Raw genomic sequence first — 14,970 nt, 5'->3', positions numbered from 1 at the left:
CGAGGCCAATCTGTCGGTCAGCCAGACGCACTCGCAGCGCCTGTTGGGCAGCATCGATCACCTGCTTAGCGCGCTCGGCTGGGCGCTATCAGAGGTCGATGTCCTCGCCGTGTCGATCGGGCCCGGCTCCTTCACAGGACTCCGCATAGGCATCAGCATCATGCAGGGCTTGGCGATGGCCCAGGGCAAGATGCTAACTCCCTTCAGCTCGCTCGAGGCCCTAGCCAACAACTACGTCGGCTGCCCTCACCTCGTCTGCCCGATGATCGACGCCAAAATGGGTGAGGTCTTCACTGCTCTGTTCAGGTTTGACGGCGCTAATCTCCTGCCAGAGGCTCCCGAACAGGCCGTTCGGCCAGCCGAGATCGTTAGCCTCGCCTCCGAAAAGAAAACCATATTCCTCGGAGATGGGGCGAATGTCTATGCCCAGGCCATCACGAATGGTATGAAGGCCGAATACGTCATAGCGCCCATCCACCTTTCCCAGCCTCGTGGAATATGTGCCGCGCGCCTCGTGGCCCAGACGGCAAGCGAGCGAGGAGGCGTGGACCCATCGCAGATCAGGCCCAGATACTTGAGAAAATCAAACGCTGAGCTCGCGAAAGAGAAGGTCCTGAGTTCCAATTCTAACAGCTCGACCTGAAAGGTGTGCCCGTGGAGCGTAAAAAAGCAGACGAGTTCTCGATCCGCAAGTTCCGCGACCGGGACCTCCCGGCCATATATGAGATCGAGCAGGAGATATTCACGCCGCCCTGGCCGCGTTCAGCCTTTCTCTACATAGCGAAGTCTGGGTGGGGCACACGCGGCGAAATACTGCTGCTGGAGCACAGGCCGCCCGATTCAAAGCCCAAGCCTGTCGGCTACACATGCCTCATGTGGGAAGCGGGGATAGGCCATATCCTCAACCTCGCAATTCGGAAACCTTTCAGGGGCAGGAAACTCGGCGAGCGGCTCCTTGTGGCGGGAATACAAAGGCTCCTCGAGAAGGGCCTCTCGAAAGCTGTGCTGGAGGTTAGAAGCTCTAACAGCATCGCGAGAGAACTATATGAAAAGCATGGGTTCACCCTCCACCACGTCCAAAAGGGCTACTATCCAGACGGCGAGGATGGCCTTGTAATGGTCAAGCCGCTCGACGTGTAGGGGCAGGTCTCCGTGCCTGCCCTGAGATATGCCGTAGGGGCGATTCACGAATCGCCCTTCTCATGACGGCAAGAAAAGCTTGACAGGCGGCGGGGGGGGGGGTAGAATCCCTTCTGGTTGCCTAAAATGCGATTTGGTTTTTTCTGTTGTTTTTCAATAATGTAATATGGTAAAGGAGGAAAGGACATGGGCATTGAGTTCCTGAACGACACCATCTTTGTAACTGGAGGCAGTCAGGACGACCCATACACGATGGCCGACCTCGATGCGGACGGCACCGTCGGCCAATACGTGACGCCTGGCGGCTACGGCAACCGCGAATACGCCGTCAGCAAGGACCTCGTCATCGGCTCGACGGACGCCGACACCTTCTTCGACCTCTGCGGCAGCATCATCGCGATGGACGCCGGAGTCACGCTCACGGTCTATACGACAGCCCTTCGCGGCGGCCGGATGGGCGCCACCTTTGGCGACAAGGAAGGCCGCTCAGGTGTGGTCGGCTTCACCGACGATGCTGTGAAAGAGGCGCGCCTCGAGCACATCAAGAAGCTCTATCTGGAGCGTCTGTTTTATCTGGACAACACGACTGGCGAGTGGGTCCAGACAGGCGGCCGCCCCTCGGATCGTCGGGGTGGTCGAGGATGCCGACATTGCCGACGGCCCGTATTCATAGTTATCCGTTGGCGGTTGGCGGTTGATCGTAGGAATGATCCACGAAGAACACGAAGACACACGAAGCAGGAGGAAACGCAAGAGGAGGGATTGATGGTCGAGGCGCGTTCTTGAACATGCTTCTTCTCTTCGTGGCCCTTAGTGCCCTTCGTGGACGAAGCATCTAGTAGATTAGGAGACCGATGCGGTTGAATTATGCTCTTGTCTCTTTTATGGAGGGTATCGACATGAAGATACGTGTTTTCGGCTTGATTATCGTTACCATCATGCTTCTGGCAATCCTGCCGGCTCTGTCAACAGCGGCGCCTCAGGTATTCATCGAAACCGATAGGGACAGCTACAAGGCGGGCGACACGATTGAGGTGAGCCTGGCGGGGGATAATCAGGGCGAGGGGATGTCCGTTGACGTTTATATCGGTCTGCTGACGCCCAACGGCTCGCTCTGGACATGCGGCTGGTACTGGTCCGAGGCGATCAACCCGTGGATTGAGGGCATCTACGTGCCGGCGGGGTTCACCATGAACCAAAAGCGCTTTTTCTCGTTCGATCTGCCCTCCGGAATGCCGCCAATCGCAGACCCTGGCGAGTATTCCTTCGCCGCGGTCCTGACCGAACCGGGCACATTCAACTGGGTCTGTGAGGCCAGTTTTGGGACATTTACGGTCTTCTCCGTTACGGGCGTGGATTACTACGTTGACGCCGCACTAGGAGAGGATTACGAGTGGTATGATGGCTCTGAGGACCTGCCCTGGAAGACGATTACGCACGCCTTGAACTCGGTCGTGGCCTCGCCCGCCGCGCCAGCAACCATCCACGTCGCGGCCGGCGTGTATTCTACCTCCACCAACGGCGAGACGTTCCCGCTTAACATGAAGAGCTGGGTCTCGCTTGTCGGCGACGGCGCAGACGTCACGGTTCTGGACGCTGAGTCCGCGGCCAACGTAATCTGGGGTTACTACGTCGATGACTGGACGATAGAGGGATTCATGATAACAGGCGGCAAAAGCAAGGATGGTGGAGGGATATACTGCGAGACCCAGAATCGGTGGTGCCCGGCTTCTTGTACGGTCGCGAACAACACTATTACTGGCAACTCGGCACAAAATGGCGGTGGGATATTCTGCGGCGGCGGTTGGCCTATGGTCAGAGACAACGTAATATCAGGCAATCACGCGACTAATTCCGGAGGCGGGATATACTCCGAATGCCCTCTGACCATCCAGAACAACGCCATTGAGGGTAACTCCTGCGACGGCCGGGGTGGCGCGGTATGCTGCTCGTACTCAAGCTGGGTGGGAGTATTGTGCAACACGATACGAGGTAATTCAGCCGACGAGGGAGGGGGAATATACAACTACCGGCATACGATCCTGGTGTTTGGCAACTTGATCGCCGATAACTCGGCTGGATCTCACGGAGGCGGTGTATTCTGCTGGTGCAGTTACGCCTCTGTCCAGAGTAACACGATTGAGCACAACAGCGCAGATCTCAGCGGTGGCGGGTTATACACGGCCGCGACCAGCATCATCATATTCAGTAACTACGTTATAGAGAATTCATCCCAACACAATGGCGGCGGGATCCTTAGTGAATACGCAGAGATCATATCGAACAACTTAATCGCGCTGAACAGCGCCGGGCTGGACGGCGGCGGTGTGGTCTGTGATTATCCACCTACGGAGTTTCAGAATAACACCATCGCGGACAACGTTGCGGGGGGGCTCGGTGGGGGAGTCTGGAGCTACGGGCCCTCCGAGATCACGGACTCCATCATCTGGAACAACGGGGATGACCTCTACAACTGCACGGCCAGATATTGCTGTGTCCAGGACCCCGACGAGGGCGAGGGCAACATCCACGCCGACCCGCTGTTTGTGGACGGGCCCTATGGTCACTATTATCTGGACCCCAATAGCCCATGCGTTGACGCTGGTAGCTGCTCCCCGGACGATGCGGGGCTTTTATATATGACCACGCAAGCTCGCAGCACGCCGGACTTTTGGACCGTCGATTTGGGATACCATTATCCCATTCCCTTCGAATCGTGGACGAAAGCAAACCAACTGCCTTGAATTGTAGGACGAGTACTTGAAATGGCTACTTACCTCTACATTATCAAGAAGCTCATGCAGCCGAACGCGATTCCATCGGCCCAGCGCGCAAGACTCATGTCAGATCTTGTGATGTCGTTTCGGAATGACCCGCTTGTCCAGCGGCTCCTCAAGGCTGGGCGTCATGCGGCGCCTCTCATCTGCTGGGAGCTCCGGAAAAACGGAGCCGCTACGCCGCGATTGGCCCAGGCTTGTCTGTTCTGGATATTGTGTCAGACGGCGCCCGATACGGCGGCGCATCTTGTCATGGCCCCGCTCGCTAGCCCAACAGACCACTCCGCAGCTCTCTTAAAAAGCCTCGCGCCACAGTGGATCTCGAGAGAGTTGCTTCTCGCGGGCAGAATGACAGGGTCGCAATCCGGCGAATCGCACGCGACCGCGATTCTAGCTTCTATTTTGTCAATTGACCGTTATCAGCGCGGGACTGTTTCTCCAGAGCTGTGGCCCATTCCGGGAATCACTAATTGGGATGGTGAGGACACGGGCGATACTCACTTCGGATGGGCTGTCCCCGCGGAGGAAGGTGGCCGTACCGAGGATAACTGGTGCACGGTGCGATGGCCCCCGCCCCGGGAAGCTCCGTTCGAGGGCGCCGATCGGGTGGTGCTCGAGGGCGAACCGCCCGTGTACGCGCCCTTCTTGGGCGAAACCTGTAAGTACTTTCACTTTGACAGATCATGGGAGTTGCTCGGGCCGACGGGAAGATATTTCTGCGCCGGACTAATATGGTTGCCCAGACGTGCCTGGTCGCCCGGGGAATTGCATATCCTCACCAAGGATCTCGAGCAGGTACTCTCTGACGATGACGTGCGCGTCGGCGACATCGTCGAGTATGCTGTCGGACATCACTGGGCGGTCGTGTGGAAGGTGGCCCCCGTGAACGTGAAAGCCCGATACGTAGTTGAACACGCTTGGAATACCCCGGCCGGGCCGTCTGGCCACGTCACAGTGCAATATGAGACACGAGTGCTGCACGTCAGAAGCAAACTGAACGAGGTTTACCAAGAGGCGATTCACAGCCCTTATGACCAGGCTTTGTTTTATCAGAATAAATGGCAACCGCAGGATTTCCCTGTGAAGATCTGGCGGTGGAAGCGTAATCATTGCCTCAGGGGCAATATCATCGACCTGTGGATCAAGACGCACCCGGATGACGATGGCGCGCCGTATTCCCAGGAGACTTTCTGGGAGAGCCCGGACATCAAGATCGTAGAGGGGCCGTTCCCTGACGTGAGTAAGGAGCAGTGGTATGAACGGGCTGTCGATGTGGGAGACGAGATAAAGTTCGGCCTTAAATACAGGATCTGGGCACAGGTGCGGAACAGAGGCGATCGGGACCTCGACGGTGAGCCTGCCCAGGGCGGTTATCCCTGGACCTGGAAATGGCCCCCAGGTGCGGAGCGCAAACACTGGTTTGGGAACGCCTATATTAGGTATTACTGGGCGTATTCTGGAACCCCGCAGATGGACGACTGGCAGATCATACGGCCGCCTGCCGCCGAGGGCGGCGGCGGGGCGCCTCACTTCGGGCCGTTTACTGTGCCGAGAAGAGCTGGCTGTGACGGCAACGCCGAGGTCAATGCGCCTTTTGCGGACTGGACGCCGCCACAGCTCATCGACCCGAGCACCGGCCAGACCGTCTCGGGCTCTCATGTGTGCTTTCTCGCGGTTGTTTACGCTATCTGCAAGTGCGAGAATCACCGAGGGTTTCCGCCAGGCGACGACCCGAAGAACAGGTGCAACCCAGACCCGATAGTCTATCCCTGGGAGCCAGCTTGGGACAACAACATAGCGATGAGAAACATCTCGGCCATTAGCCTCGAACCTGCTCAGGCGATTACACTGCATCGCCTCTTGGGAACGCCTCACGACCTAGAAAGCATCGAGGGGGCGCTGGAGGCCGTTGTGAGCCATCCCTTCGAGACGGCCCGGCAGGGCCAGACAGAGGACCCTGCGCCTCTTCAGGTCTTCCTGAGGACGTGCGGCGATAGCGAGGCCTTGACCACCATCAATGAATACAAGGAGAAGGGCATCCTGTTTCTGCCGGATGACAACAAAGGCCTTGAGAAGCGAATGGGCGGCGTGGTGCTTCCCTACAAGCTGATGGGCGGCAAGCGCACGAATACGTTCGACGTCAAGATTCGCGTCCCCAAGAAGGCCAAGCCGGGCTCGGTCTATTACGTTCGCATCGCGCAGAACCTCCATGGCAGGATAGTCAGCGGCTGCACCACTGTCGTCCGAGTTATCTAGCCTCCCCTCCCTCACTCTGGGCCGAGGGCGGTAACCCCGCTCCCTTACTCTGGGCCGAGGCTGCGCTTCAGCATCGACCCCCACTCTGGATAGCTGCCTGAGGCGAGCTCGGAACGTGCGAGCCGACAGCTTTCATTCGCTGGTAGAAGAAGATATGGGAGCCGAGGCTCTCGGCTGGGTGCCCAGACACTGGGCGGCTCGCCGCCCAGAATCAACCCTTCTCCGCATCCCCCGCGTCCTTCAGCATCGCCGAGGCGATGATGCCGACCACGACGGCAAACCAGAGCGTGCACAGGCGGATAATGATCGTCGCTGCTGCGGCCAAGCTCGTCTGAATGGGGATTTCGCAAGAGATCTTCACCAAAAGACCGGTGAGGCTGACCTCGGTCAGGCCTATCCCGCCCGGCATCATCGTAATGGCGCCGGCTATGGTCGAGAAGGCGTAGATGAACACCGCGTCCAGGAAACCTACGCACCTCGTGAGGCCAAGCGCCTCGAGCACAACGTAGAATGCAACGCACTCGCAGGCCCAGGAGACGACGCTCAACGCCACGGCCGGCACGAGTCGCCTGAGCGCTATCAGTTGGTAGATCGATTCGTAGGCCTCGAACGCCTTGTCGGTGAATCTTCGCAGAAGCGGTATCCTGCCCATGAGTCTGAGAAGCGATTCGGCGAGGCGCCGGCTGCCGACAATCAGAATGACAGCGACCGTAAACGCGGTGCTCACCAAAAGGACCTTGCCGCCGGTAGCGAATGCGACGGCGCCGTAGGCGGAGAGTATCAAGAAACCGATGAAGTCCGTGAAGCGTTCGGCGGCGACAATTGGGGCTGTTTTGGCGATCGGTGAGCCATCGATCATCTTGACGAAAAGCGACTTCACGACCTCCCCGAACCTGCCGGGGCTTATCGTCATCGTGAGCCCGGCCAGAAAGACCTTGAAGCTCTGGGCCTTGGATATCTTCACGTCCAGAAGTCTCAAGTAGTAGTGCCATTTGCAGAACCTGAGTATGTAGTTGAGGAAGGCAAGTCCAAGGACGAGCGGGAGGTAGTAAAGCTTGAAGCTGGCCAGGGCCTTGGCGACCTTGTCGAAGTCCGAGTAGAGCGAGATGGCAAGGAAGATGCACGCCCCGAGAACGATCGCCACGATGAGCTTCCTTCGCAGCCGGTGAATTAGGCTCAAAGGCCCATCCTCTTGAGTATTGTCTTGTTCTCGGTCCATCTCTCCCTGACCTTGACAAACAGTTTCAAAAAGACGTGCAACCCCAACATCGTCTCCATGTCCTTGCGCGCGAGCGTCCCAGCTCTTTTCAGCATCTGCCCGTTTTTACCGATCACTATAATCTTCTGGCTTGACCGTTCAACGTAGATAGTAGCGTGAATCCGAACGAGCGTCTGGTCACCCTTTTCCTGCTCCTCGATAGACTCGACCACAACGCCCGTCGAATACGGCAGCTCCTGTTGCGTGAGCATCATCAGCTTCTCCCGGACTATTTCGGCAAGAATGAACTCCTCCGAAAGGTCGGTAACAGTCTCCTGCGGATAATACATCGGGCCTTCGGGCAGCAAGCCAATCACCGACTCAAGGAGGGCATCGACGTTCCTGTTCTCAAGTGCCGAGATATGGAAAGTCTCACGGAAATCCAGAAGCGACTGGTAGCGTTGTGTGATGTTCTCGATGTCGATCTCCGGATGCTTTGGCAACAGGTCGCACTTGTTTATCGCCAGAAGAACCGGGCATTTTGCTCGGCAGAGGCACTTTAGAATGAAGATATCCTGGGGATGGACTTTCCTTTGCACTTGGGTGAGAAAGATGATGATGTCCATGCCGGACGTGGCTTGCATCGCGGTCTTGACCATGATCTTGTTCATCAATTTGGGCGGCTTATGGATGCCGGGCGTGTCCAGAAAGATCGCCTGCGCCTCAGGGAGGTTCTTGATGCCCAGAATGCGATTGCGCGTTGTCTGGGGCTTGTCGGTGATGATGGCGATCTTTGCGCCAACGATGAGGTTCAGCAATGTCGATTTCCCGACGTTCGGCCGGCCGATAATCGATACGTAACCTGACCTAAAAACGGTCTGTGCCATGCCCCTAATCTTGCAGCTCGCCTTCCGGGGCGAGCTCGTCGGCAAGCTGAAGCGCCTGCCCAATCGAGTTATCCATGTTGTTATACCAGAATAGGCCAGTTCGCCCGGCGAGCCGCACGTTGGCAAAGCTCTTGAGCGCCTCTTTGAAGCGCTGCTTTTCCTCAATGTAGCCGAGCTCGTAAAGTGGGTATGTGTTGTCCACTCGCTCGATGTGGATGTCTAGAATGCTCTGGCGGCTGCATAGGCGGACCTTCTCAAGGTCGTTGATTATGTTCTTTTGTCTGGAGGCTGCGAACTCCATGTCAGCTGGCCCCGGGCTTGTTATCTCCACGCAGATGCCGCTTTTGCCCTCGGGAACCATGAACGGGCTGAAGTTCTCCGGAAACGAAGCCCTCGTGAGCGTCAGGTCCTTGCTGGGGAAGTATATCCACTGGTCATCGAGGCCAACTTTGTGATCGATCTCGGTGTTAAAAGCCACAAGCGAAAGGTAGCGCAGGTTCGGTTTTCGAAGCCCGATCTTCTCGGCAAGCAGCGGGATCGGCGCTGTCCAGACAAGAACATCCACGTCATCCTTCTCGCCACCGTAGGAGACCGACGTCACCCGGCCCTTCGCGGTCGAAAGCTCAATGTTGTCCACGTCAAGAACTACTCGGCCCCCGAGCGATTCGATGCGGGCCGCAAGCTTCGTGCTGAACACGTCAACACCGTGCTTGGGATAGACAAACTTAGTGGTAACGGGCTTCGGCATCAGCGTTACTTTCAGCGTATCGAAGAGCGTGTTCATGCTCGCCCGCTTGTCAATGATCGCCCTGTCAATGCTCGCTGACGCCCAGGTTGCGTGCAGTTTTGCCGGGTCAGTCCAGCAGTACTTGAGAGTGTAGTCGTGAAAGAATATCTCGTAAAGAGTTGGGCCGTATTTGCTCTTGATGTAGTCGTCGAAACGCTCAGTTGTGAACTTCGGCCGCTTGAACAGGTCAAAAAAACACCTGACAAGCGCCGACTTCGGCAGTCTGAGTAACGAGTGCGGCCTAAGCGGCCAGTGGTAGTATTTCCCGAAGAGAAGGACGCTAGAATGCCGCTCAATCGTTAAGGCCTCGTCGCCCAATATGCTCTCGATGAACTTGCTCACCCGCGGATTGTCGGTATGAAACCTGTGCGGCCCGATGTCAAAGGCGAAATCCCCATACCTGAAACTCCTCGCCAGCCCCCCAACACATCCCAACTTCTCCAGCACCACGACCTCAAAACCACGCTGAGCCAGCGCGTAGCCGACTGTTAGCCCGTTTACGCCCGCCCCGACTATGTGCACTCGTCTCTTGCTGCTGCTCATCAAAATCCTCTGAGAAACTTAACGCATCTTCCGACCACAAGAGCCGGGCGTGGCCACTTATCTACCGACTTATTCAGCGTAGGCCCCTCGCGACATAACCTTGCACGGAATCACCACACGACCTCTGACACACGCCGCTGAAGTCTGCCGCATCATCAATTGGCCCGGTCAGAATAGGTCTGCGACATCCTCATCTCTGGCATGAGCCCAAAGAAGAAATGCTTCATCCGAAACCGCGCTATCGGCCTGTAAAGCGACGCCAAAATCGACAGCAACCTGGTGCACACAAAATCTTTCGCCTTCGAATCGATGAAGAATGAGACAAAGTATAAGCTCTGAAGCACTCTCCTGTCGTGCCTCGAGAGCCAAGGCATGTTCCCTCGCTCCATCTTCAGCTCGCCCCACTCGGCAAGCGTGCCTGGCTCCTCGAATCCATAACGCAAAGAATCCTCATAGAGATCGGAGCCCGGATATGGAATATAACTCGCGAGTGCTGTGATCGTTGCCTTTGGGTTCTCCCGCATGACACGCATGATCAGCTCCACAGTCTTTCTTAGGTCCGCACCCCGCTCGTATGGCAACCCCGTTATGAAACTGTATCGTGGGATTATATCGACTTTGGCGAGGCGCCGGTTCACGTCGAAAAGCTGCTGCATCTTCAGCTTCTTGCCAACGCGTTTGAGGATGCGCTCCGAGCCCGACTCGACCCCGAAATAAAGCCTCCTGCACCCGCTTCTCTCCAAGAGCTTGAAGTCCGCGTCGCTCAGCGTTGAGGCCTCTGGGATGTGCCCGCCCGTCGTGGTCCAAGTGATGCCCGCACCGACAAGCGCCTCGGAGATGCTCTTCACTCGCCCAATGTCAACGGAGTAGTTCTCATCGACAATATAGAAATGTTCCACGTTGAACCTCTCGGCGGCGTTGAGCATTCGCTCGACGAAAACGTCCGCCGAGAAAGCGCGCCACGTGCGCTTGTGGAAGGCTTTGTTGTAGCAGAACGAGCAGTTGTTGGGGCAGCCGCGGGAGCTCTCGACGTAGAATGTCGGCTTCTCGAATTCCAGCGGCAAATAGTCAGTGAAATCCACCAGGCTGTATGGCATCTCAGGCAATGTGTCCATCTCAACAAATTGGCGCGGGCCGGTGTAGTGTGGCTTGCCATCGCGCACAAACCATAGCCCACGCACTTGCCCAAGGTCTCCGCCCGATTTGAGCGTCCGCACCAGCGCTAAGAAGGTCTCCTCGCCCTCGCTCTCGACGATGATGTCAACGCAGGGGTCGCCCAGCGACTGCTCAGGGAGCAGAGTCGTGTGTGCACCGCCCCAGACGAGCGGCACGTCTGAATGCTCTCGCACAAATGAGGCGATCTCGAGCGCGTGTTTGATCTGGTTGCCTGTCAGGCTGTGGATGCCGACGCAGAGCGGCGACGAGTTCAGCTCCCGAAGCAGACTGTCCCGCCAGTGCTCATCCGTTCTCTGGTCGATGAGCACCGTCTCGAACTCCCGCGCCACAAAACGAGCGGCGGCAAGGAGTCCCAGCGGCGGAGTCGGCCTCGTCCTCAACGCATCCCAGTGCCCGAATATCGGCTCCACCAAAACAACTTCAGCCATTTGGCCGATTGCCTCCGAGAATAAAAGCTTATCAAACTAAGATGGGCGACAAACCTCAAGGTCTTGGCGAGTATAGCCGTCAAAGAGGGCGCCTGTCAACCGACAGGCCGCATGGACAGCAGTTCCGCAGGAGTGGGTTGTTGGGTGGTGGTGAGATGCGACCGGTGGTGGTTTTGGGTTGGATGACAGGATGTTGTATATAGCAGAGTCGCTATGGCGATTTTTGGCTGTTTTTGGTGGTTTTCTGCGGGTGATTGCTGGTCGAGACGTATAGGTCGGCCACTCATAATCTCGACCGCGCCAGCCGTCTGTTCGCGCCGAATGAGGTCCTATGTCCAGCCGCGCTTATGTATGGCCGGGTCAATGAGTTTGGCCCTTGTATCAGGCTCATTAAGTTCTAGCATAGCTCAGACTCTCGTATCTCCTGCTGGAGAGCTCCTACTGGCGCGCGGATCGAACCGTTCAGTTCACGTGAAGCATTGGAACACAAACATCCCCAGCAATCGAGACGGCCCGTCGTGCTTTCCGGCTCAGACGGGTCACGCGGCCGTACGAGCCAGGCCAGCAGCGGCTCGCCGCCTATTCCTTGACGAGGCCGGAGAACCCCATGAAGGCAAGAGAGAGGATGCCGGCAGTGATGAGGCCTATCGAGACCCCCTTCAAGGCTTCAGGGACGTCCATCAGCTCGATGCGCTCCCTGATGCCAGCAAAGATGACTAGCGCCAGAGCAAAGCCAACCGATGAGGCGAATCCGTAGAAGAGAGTTTCGATGAGCGAGTATTTCTTCTGGATAATGAGGATGCACACGCCGAGGACAGCGCAGTTGGTTGTTATCAGCGGTAGGTAGATGCCGAGGGCCTTGTAGAGCGGCTGGCTGGTTTTTTGGATGAACATCTCGACCAGTTGCACAAGGGCAGCGATGACGAGGATGAACGTGATGATCTGAAGGTATTCGAGGTCCAGCGGGACAAGCAGGTAGTATTGGATAACCCATGCGACGATCGAGGCCATCGTCATAACGAATACGACTGCCGCACCCATCCCGACAGCGGCTTCGAGCCGTTTGGAGACGCCGAGGTATGGGCAGATTCCGAGGAATCTTGCGAGGACAAAGTTGTTTACGAATATGGCGCTAATGATCAGAAGTAGTATGTGGGTCATTTGAGTTCTCTCGGACTATCTATTTTCTGCTAATTTCGATCTTATTCATCAAGCCCAGCAAGAGCCCTAGCGTTATGAAGGCGCCGGGAGGGAGTATCATAATGAGAAACTTCTGATAGCTTGCGCCCATCACGGCGAGCCCGAAGACGGTCCCATTGCCAATGAGCTCGCGGATTGTTCCCAAAACGATCAGCGTAACCGTGAACCCGAGCCCCATGCCGAGGCCATCGAGAAAAGAGTAACCGACTGTATTGCGGGATGCGAACGCCTCTGCCCGGCCCAGGATGATGCAGTTGACCACGATCAGAGGGATAAAAAGACCCAGGCTCCTGTAAAGGTCGATGAAAAAGGCGTGCATGACGAGATCGACGATCGTGACAAACGATGCGATGACAACGATGAAGCAGGGGATTCTGACCTTTCTGGGTATGATCTTCCGGAGTGCGGAGATCAGGACGTTAGAGCAGACTAGGACGAAAGTTGCCGCAAGACCCATGGCGACACCGTTCTCCGCTGATGTCGTTACGGCAAGGGTTGGACACATTCCGAGCACCAACTTCAGGAGCGGGTTACTCTCCCAGAACCCTTTTGTAAACTCATCCAACGCTCTCAACAGTTCACACCTCGTCCAGCTGATATTCCTCTATCCATCCCTGTCAGCTCTTCTCCTTCTGGTAAATCGCTTTGTGAGCCACAAGCCCCTGCCGAACGGCGAGGCAGACTGCCCTGGGTGAGATCGTGGCGCCCGTGATCTGGTCAATGTCGCCGCCATCTTTCTTGACGGATACCTTTGAGTTTGCGAGCGACTTGCCAACGAACTGGCCCAAAAAACCCTTCTCAACGATCTTTGCGCCAAGCCCTGGCGTCTCCGAGTGCTTGAGTATGTAAAGCCCGGTGATCTTGCCATCTGGGGCTATCCCCAGCATGATCACGATAGCGCCTCCATATCCGGCGTCGGACTGGACCTTGAAGGCTCTGCCCACGGTCTTGTCGGCCTTCTTTCCCACGTAGAACTCGTATTGGACCTTCTCATACTTGTGCTTATCAACCTCCTTGAGCGGGTCATTGTCGTAAGGAGGAAGCACCGCCTTTATCGCCTTCAACTGCTCATTCTTCTCGGCATTCTCAATCGGCTGCTTCGTAACGTTATAGACCTGCGAGAGAGCAAGCGCCGCGGCGCAGCAGACAAGGGTTAGGACGGCAACCATCTTAGGGACGCTGTCCACTATCTCTTCACCTCCCCCAGAATCCTAGGTTTCGTGAACTTGTCTATTAGAGGCGTCAGGCCATTCATAATCAGAATAGAGAACGAGACGCCCTCCGGATACCCGCCATAGAACCTTATGATCATTGTTAGAAGACCGCAACCAACGCCGAAGATGAGCATGCCCCTTGCGGTGACCGGTGTGGTAACCATGTCGGTTGCCATGAACAATGCGCCGAGCATCAGGCCGCCGGAGAAGACGTGAAATGCTGGGCTTGCATAACTTGTGGGATCAATGAGCCAGTATATGCCTGAGAAGAGAACAACCGTTCCGATGTAGGCCACTGGGATATGCCACGTAATCACCTTTCTGAGCAGCAGATAGGCCGCACCCAGGAGCAGCGCAAGGGCTGAGACCTCTCCGATGCAGCCGGGGATGTTTCCGACGAAAAGGTCCCACAGGGAGATGTTGGCAGAGTTCTTCAGGTGAAGCCCCATTGTTACGTCCTGCTTCAGAAAGTCGAGCGGCGTCGCAGTAGAGACCGCGTCAACACCGTGCCTGCCTCCGAACGGGGCAGGAAACCTCGTCATAAATGACGGCCAAGCGACGACAAGAACGACGCGGGCAACGAGCGCTGGATTGAATGGGTTGCACCCCAATCCGCCATAGAGATGCTTTCCGATCAACATCGCTATGAAACCACCCGTGACCACCAACCACCAGGGCACCGAGGGCGGGAGGTTGAACGCCAGCAAGAGGCCCGTAACCACGGCGCTGCCGTCCCAAAGCCTCATGGGTTTCCCGAAGAGCCGCGATAAAACGGCCTCGGACACAACGGTCGAGAGAACAGTCAACACGATTGTAATAAGAGCCGGCGGCCCGAATAAATAGACGCCCACTATCGCGGCCGGCAAGAGCGCGAGGTTGACGTCCCACATTATCCTGCTAACGGATTCTTGCGCCCTTATATGCGGCGAGGAGGAGACGACCAGAACGTCAGCGAGATCAGACTGCTGCATTATCGTGCTTCGAAATCTCTGTTGATTCTCTGTACAGATACCTGTTTAGCCTGACCTGCGACAGTGAAGCTTGGTCAAAAACGCACCAATAATACGGTTGGCCGATCGTATGTCAAGGCAAAGGACAGAGGAGTTTCCCCATTCTTCTCCCGAAAGCGGGAACAGATGGGTTATCGGCATCGGCCAGCTTCCCCTGGCTGTGGACCCTTTCCCCGTAGGGGGAACACGTGAGTAGCCGCAGGTGAAACCTGCGGACAGGTTGTCCCAAACCTCCTGAAAAGCGACCCTGAAGGGGTCGAACGGTACCGTTAATCTCTGAATTTGTTCGACCCCTTCAGGGTCGCCAAGACGAATTCGGGCACGCCCATGACCCCGCGTTGCACACGGGGCTAC

General features: G+C 56.7%; 13 protein-coding genes. 5 read left to right on the top strand and 8 right to left on the bottom strand.

Features of this window, described 5'->3' with window-relative positions; genetic code table 11:
• The 5 genes from tsaB to VM163_05195 form a co-directional block, all read left to right on the top strand.
• Window positions 1–643: tRNA (adenosine(37)-N6)-threonylcarbamoyltransferase complex dimerization subunit type 1 TsaB (gene tsaB, locus VM163_05215; GenBank protein HUT03272.1), on the top strand; the 643-nt coding region annotated here is incomplete at its 5' end.
• 11 nt (window positions 644–654) lie between these two features.
• A complete protein-coding gene (locus tag VM163_05210; protein HUT03271.1) occupies window positions 655–1,140 on the top strand; it encodes a GNAT family N-acetyltransferase in 486 nt (161 codons plus the stop codon).
• Between the two features lie 186 nt (window positions 1,141–1,326).
• Entirely contained in the window at window positions 1,327–1,926 is a 600-nt protein-coding gene (locus VM163_05205; protein ID HUT03270.1) for a hypothetical protein, read from the top strand.
• A 113-nt stretch (window positions 1,927–2,039) separates the two neighbouring features.
• Window positions 2,040–3,884 (top strand): DUF1565 domain-containing protein, encoded by a 1,845-nt coding sequence (locus VM163_05200; GenBank protein ID HUT03269.1) that lies wholly within the window; start codon window positions 2,040–2,042, stop codon window positions 3,882–3,884.
• 21 nt (window positions 3,885–3,905) lie between these two features.
• On the top strand, window positions 3,906–6,173 hold the full coding sequence (locus VM163_05195; GenBank protein HUT03268.1) for a hypothetical protein: 2,268 nt from the start codon (window positions 3,906–3,908) through the stop codon (window positions 6,171–6,173).
• A 211-nt stretch (window positions 6,174–6,384) separates the two neighbouring features.
• Here VM163_05195 and VM163_05190 read toward each other — a convergent pair whose 3' ends face one another.
• The 8 genes from VM163_05190 to VM163_05155 all read right to left on the bottom strand — a co-directional run bounded on the left by VM163_05190 (window position 6,385) and on the right by VM163_05155 (window position 14,577).
• The gene (locus VM163_05190; protein HUT03267.1) at window positions 6,385–7,353 is read right to left on the bottom strand and encodes a lysylphosphatidylglycerol synthase transmembrane domain-containing protein; all 969 of its coding nucleotides are present in this window, start codon (window positions 7,351–7,353) and stop codon (window positions 6,385–6,387) included.
• Complete coding sequence (era, locus tag VM163_05185; protein HUT03266.1) at window positions 7,350–8,258, bottom strand: GTPase Era; 909 nt, start codon at window positions 8,256–8,258, stop codon at window positions 7,350–7,352. The genes VM163_05190 and era overlap by 4 nt, the downstream gene beginning before the upstream one ends.
• A gap of 4 nt (window positions 8,259–8,262) precedes the next feature.
• Window positions 8,263–9,588, bottom strand: a complete 1,326-nt coding sequence (locus VM163_05180) for an NAD(P)-binding protein (GenBank protein ID HUT03265.1) — start codon at window positions 9,586–9,588, stop codon at window positions 8,263–8,265.
• 155 nt (window positions 9,589–9,743) lie between these two features.
• On the bottom strand, window positions 9,744–11,192 hold the full coding sequence (locus VM163_05175; GenBank protein ID HUT03264.1) for a radical SAM protein: 1,449 nt from the start codon (window positions 11,190–11,192) through the stop codon (window positions 9,744–9,746).
• Window positions 11,193–11,771: 579 nt separating this feature from the next.
• The gene (gene rsxA / locus VM163_05170) at window positions 11,772–12,353 is read right to left on the bottom strand and encodes an electron transport complex subunit RsxA (GenBank protein HUT03263.1); all 582 of its coding nucleotides are present in this window, start codon (window positions 12,351–12,353) and stop codon (window positions 11,772–11,774) included.
• A 19-nt stretch (window positions 12,354–12,372) separates the two neighbouring features.
• On the bottom strand, window positions 12,373–12,966 hold the full coding sequence (locus VM163_05165; protein ID HUT03262.1) for an electron transport complex subunit E: 594 nt from the start codon (window positions 12,964–12,966) through the stop codon (window positions 12,373–12,375).
• A gap of 43 nt (window positions 12,967–13,009) precedes the next feature.
• Window positions 13,010–13,579 carry an RnfABCDGE type electron transport complex subunit G gene (locus VM163_05160; protein HUT03261.1) on the bottom strand — a complete coding sequence of 190 codons (570 nt, stop codon included), beginning with the start codon at window positions 13,577–13,579 and terminating at the stop codon, window positions 13,010–13,012.
• Window positions 13,579–14,577, bottom strand: a complete 999-nt coding sequence (locus tag VM163_05155) for an RnfABCDGE type electron transport complex subunit D (protein ID HUT03260.1) — start codon at window positions 14,575–14,577, stop codon at window positions 13,579–13,581. Before VM163_05155 ends, VM163_05160 begins: the two co-directional genes overlap by 1 nt.
• Between the last annotated feature and the right edge of the window lie 393 nt (window positions 14,578–14,970).

Source organism: bacterium (genome assembly GCA_035527515.1).
Taxonomy (GTDB): Bacteria; B130-G9; B130-G9; order B130-G9; family B130-G9; genus B130-G9.
Note: the sequence above shows the minus strand (reverse complement) of the source record. Positions and strands in the feature narration are given on the sequence as shown.

Excerpts from the sequence above, each read along its gene's own strand:
- VM163_05205 (HUT03270.1), top strand. The coding sequence starts at position 1,327 with ATGGGCATTGAGTTCCTGAACGACACCATCTTTGTAACTGGAGGCAGT.
- VM163_05180 (HUT03265.1), bottom strand. The coding sequence starts at position 9,588 with ATGAGCAGCAGCAAGAGACGAGTGCACATAGTCGGGGCGGGCGTAAAC.
- VM163_05200 (HUT03269.1), top strand. The coding sequence starts at position 2,040 with ATGAAGATACGTGTTTTCGGCTTGATTATCGTTACCATCATGCTTCTG.
- VM163_05155 (HUT03260.1), bottom strand. The coding sequence starts at position 14,577 with ATGCAGCAGTCTGATCTCGCTGACGTTCTGGTCGTCTCCTCCTCGCCG.
- rsxA (HUT03263.1), bottom strand. The coding sequence starts at position 12,353 with ATGACCCACATACTACTTCTGATCATTAGCGCCATATTCGTAAACAAC.
- era (HUT03266.1), bottom strand. The coding sequence starts at position 8,258 with ATGGCACAGACCGTTTTTAGGTCAGGTTACGTATCGATTATCGGCCGG.
- VM163_05195 (HUT03268.1), top strand. The coding sequence starts at position 3,906 with ATGGCTACTTACCTCTACATTATCAAGAAGCTCATGCAGCCGAACGCG.
- VM163_05175 (HUT03264.1), bottom strand. The coding sequence starts at position 11,192 with ATGGCTGAAGTTGTTTTGGTGGAGCCGATATTCGGGCACTGGGATGCG.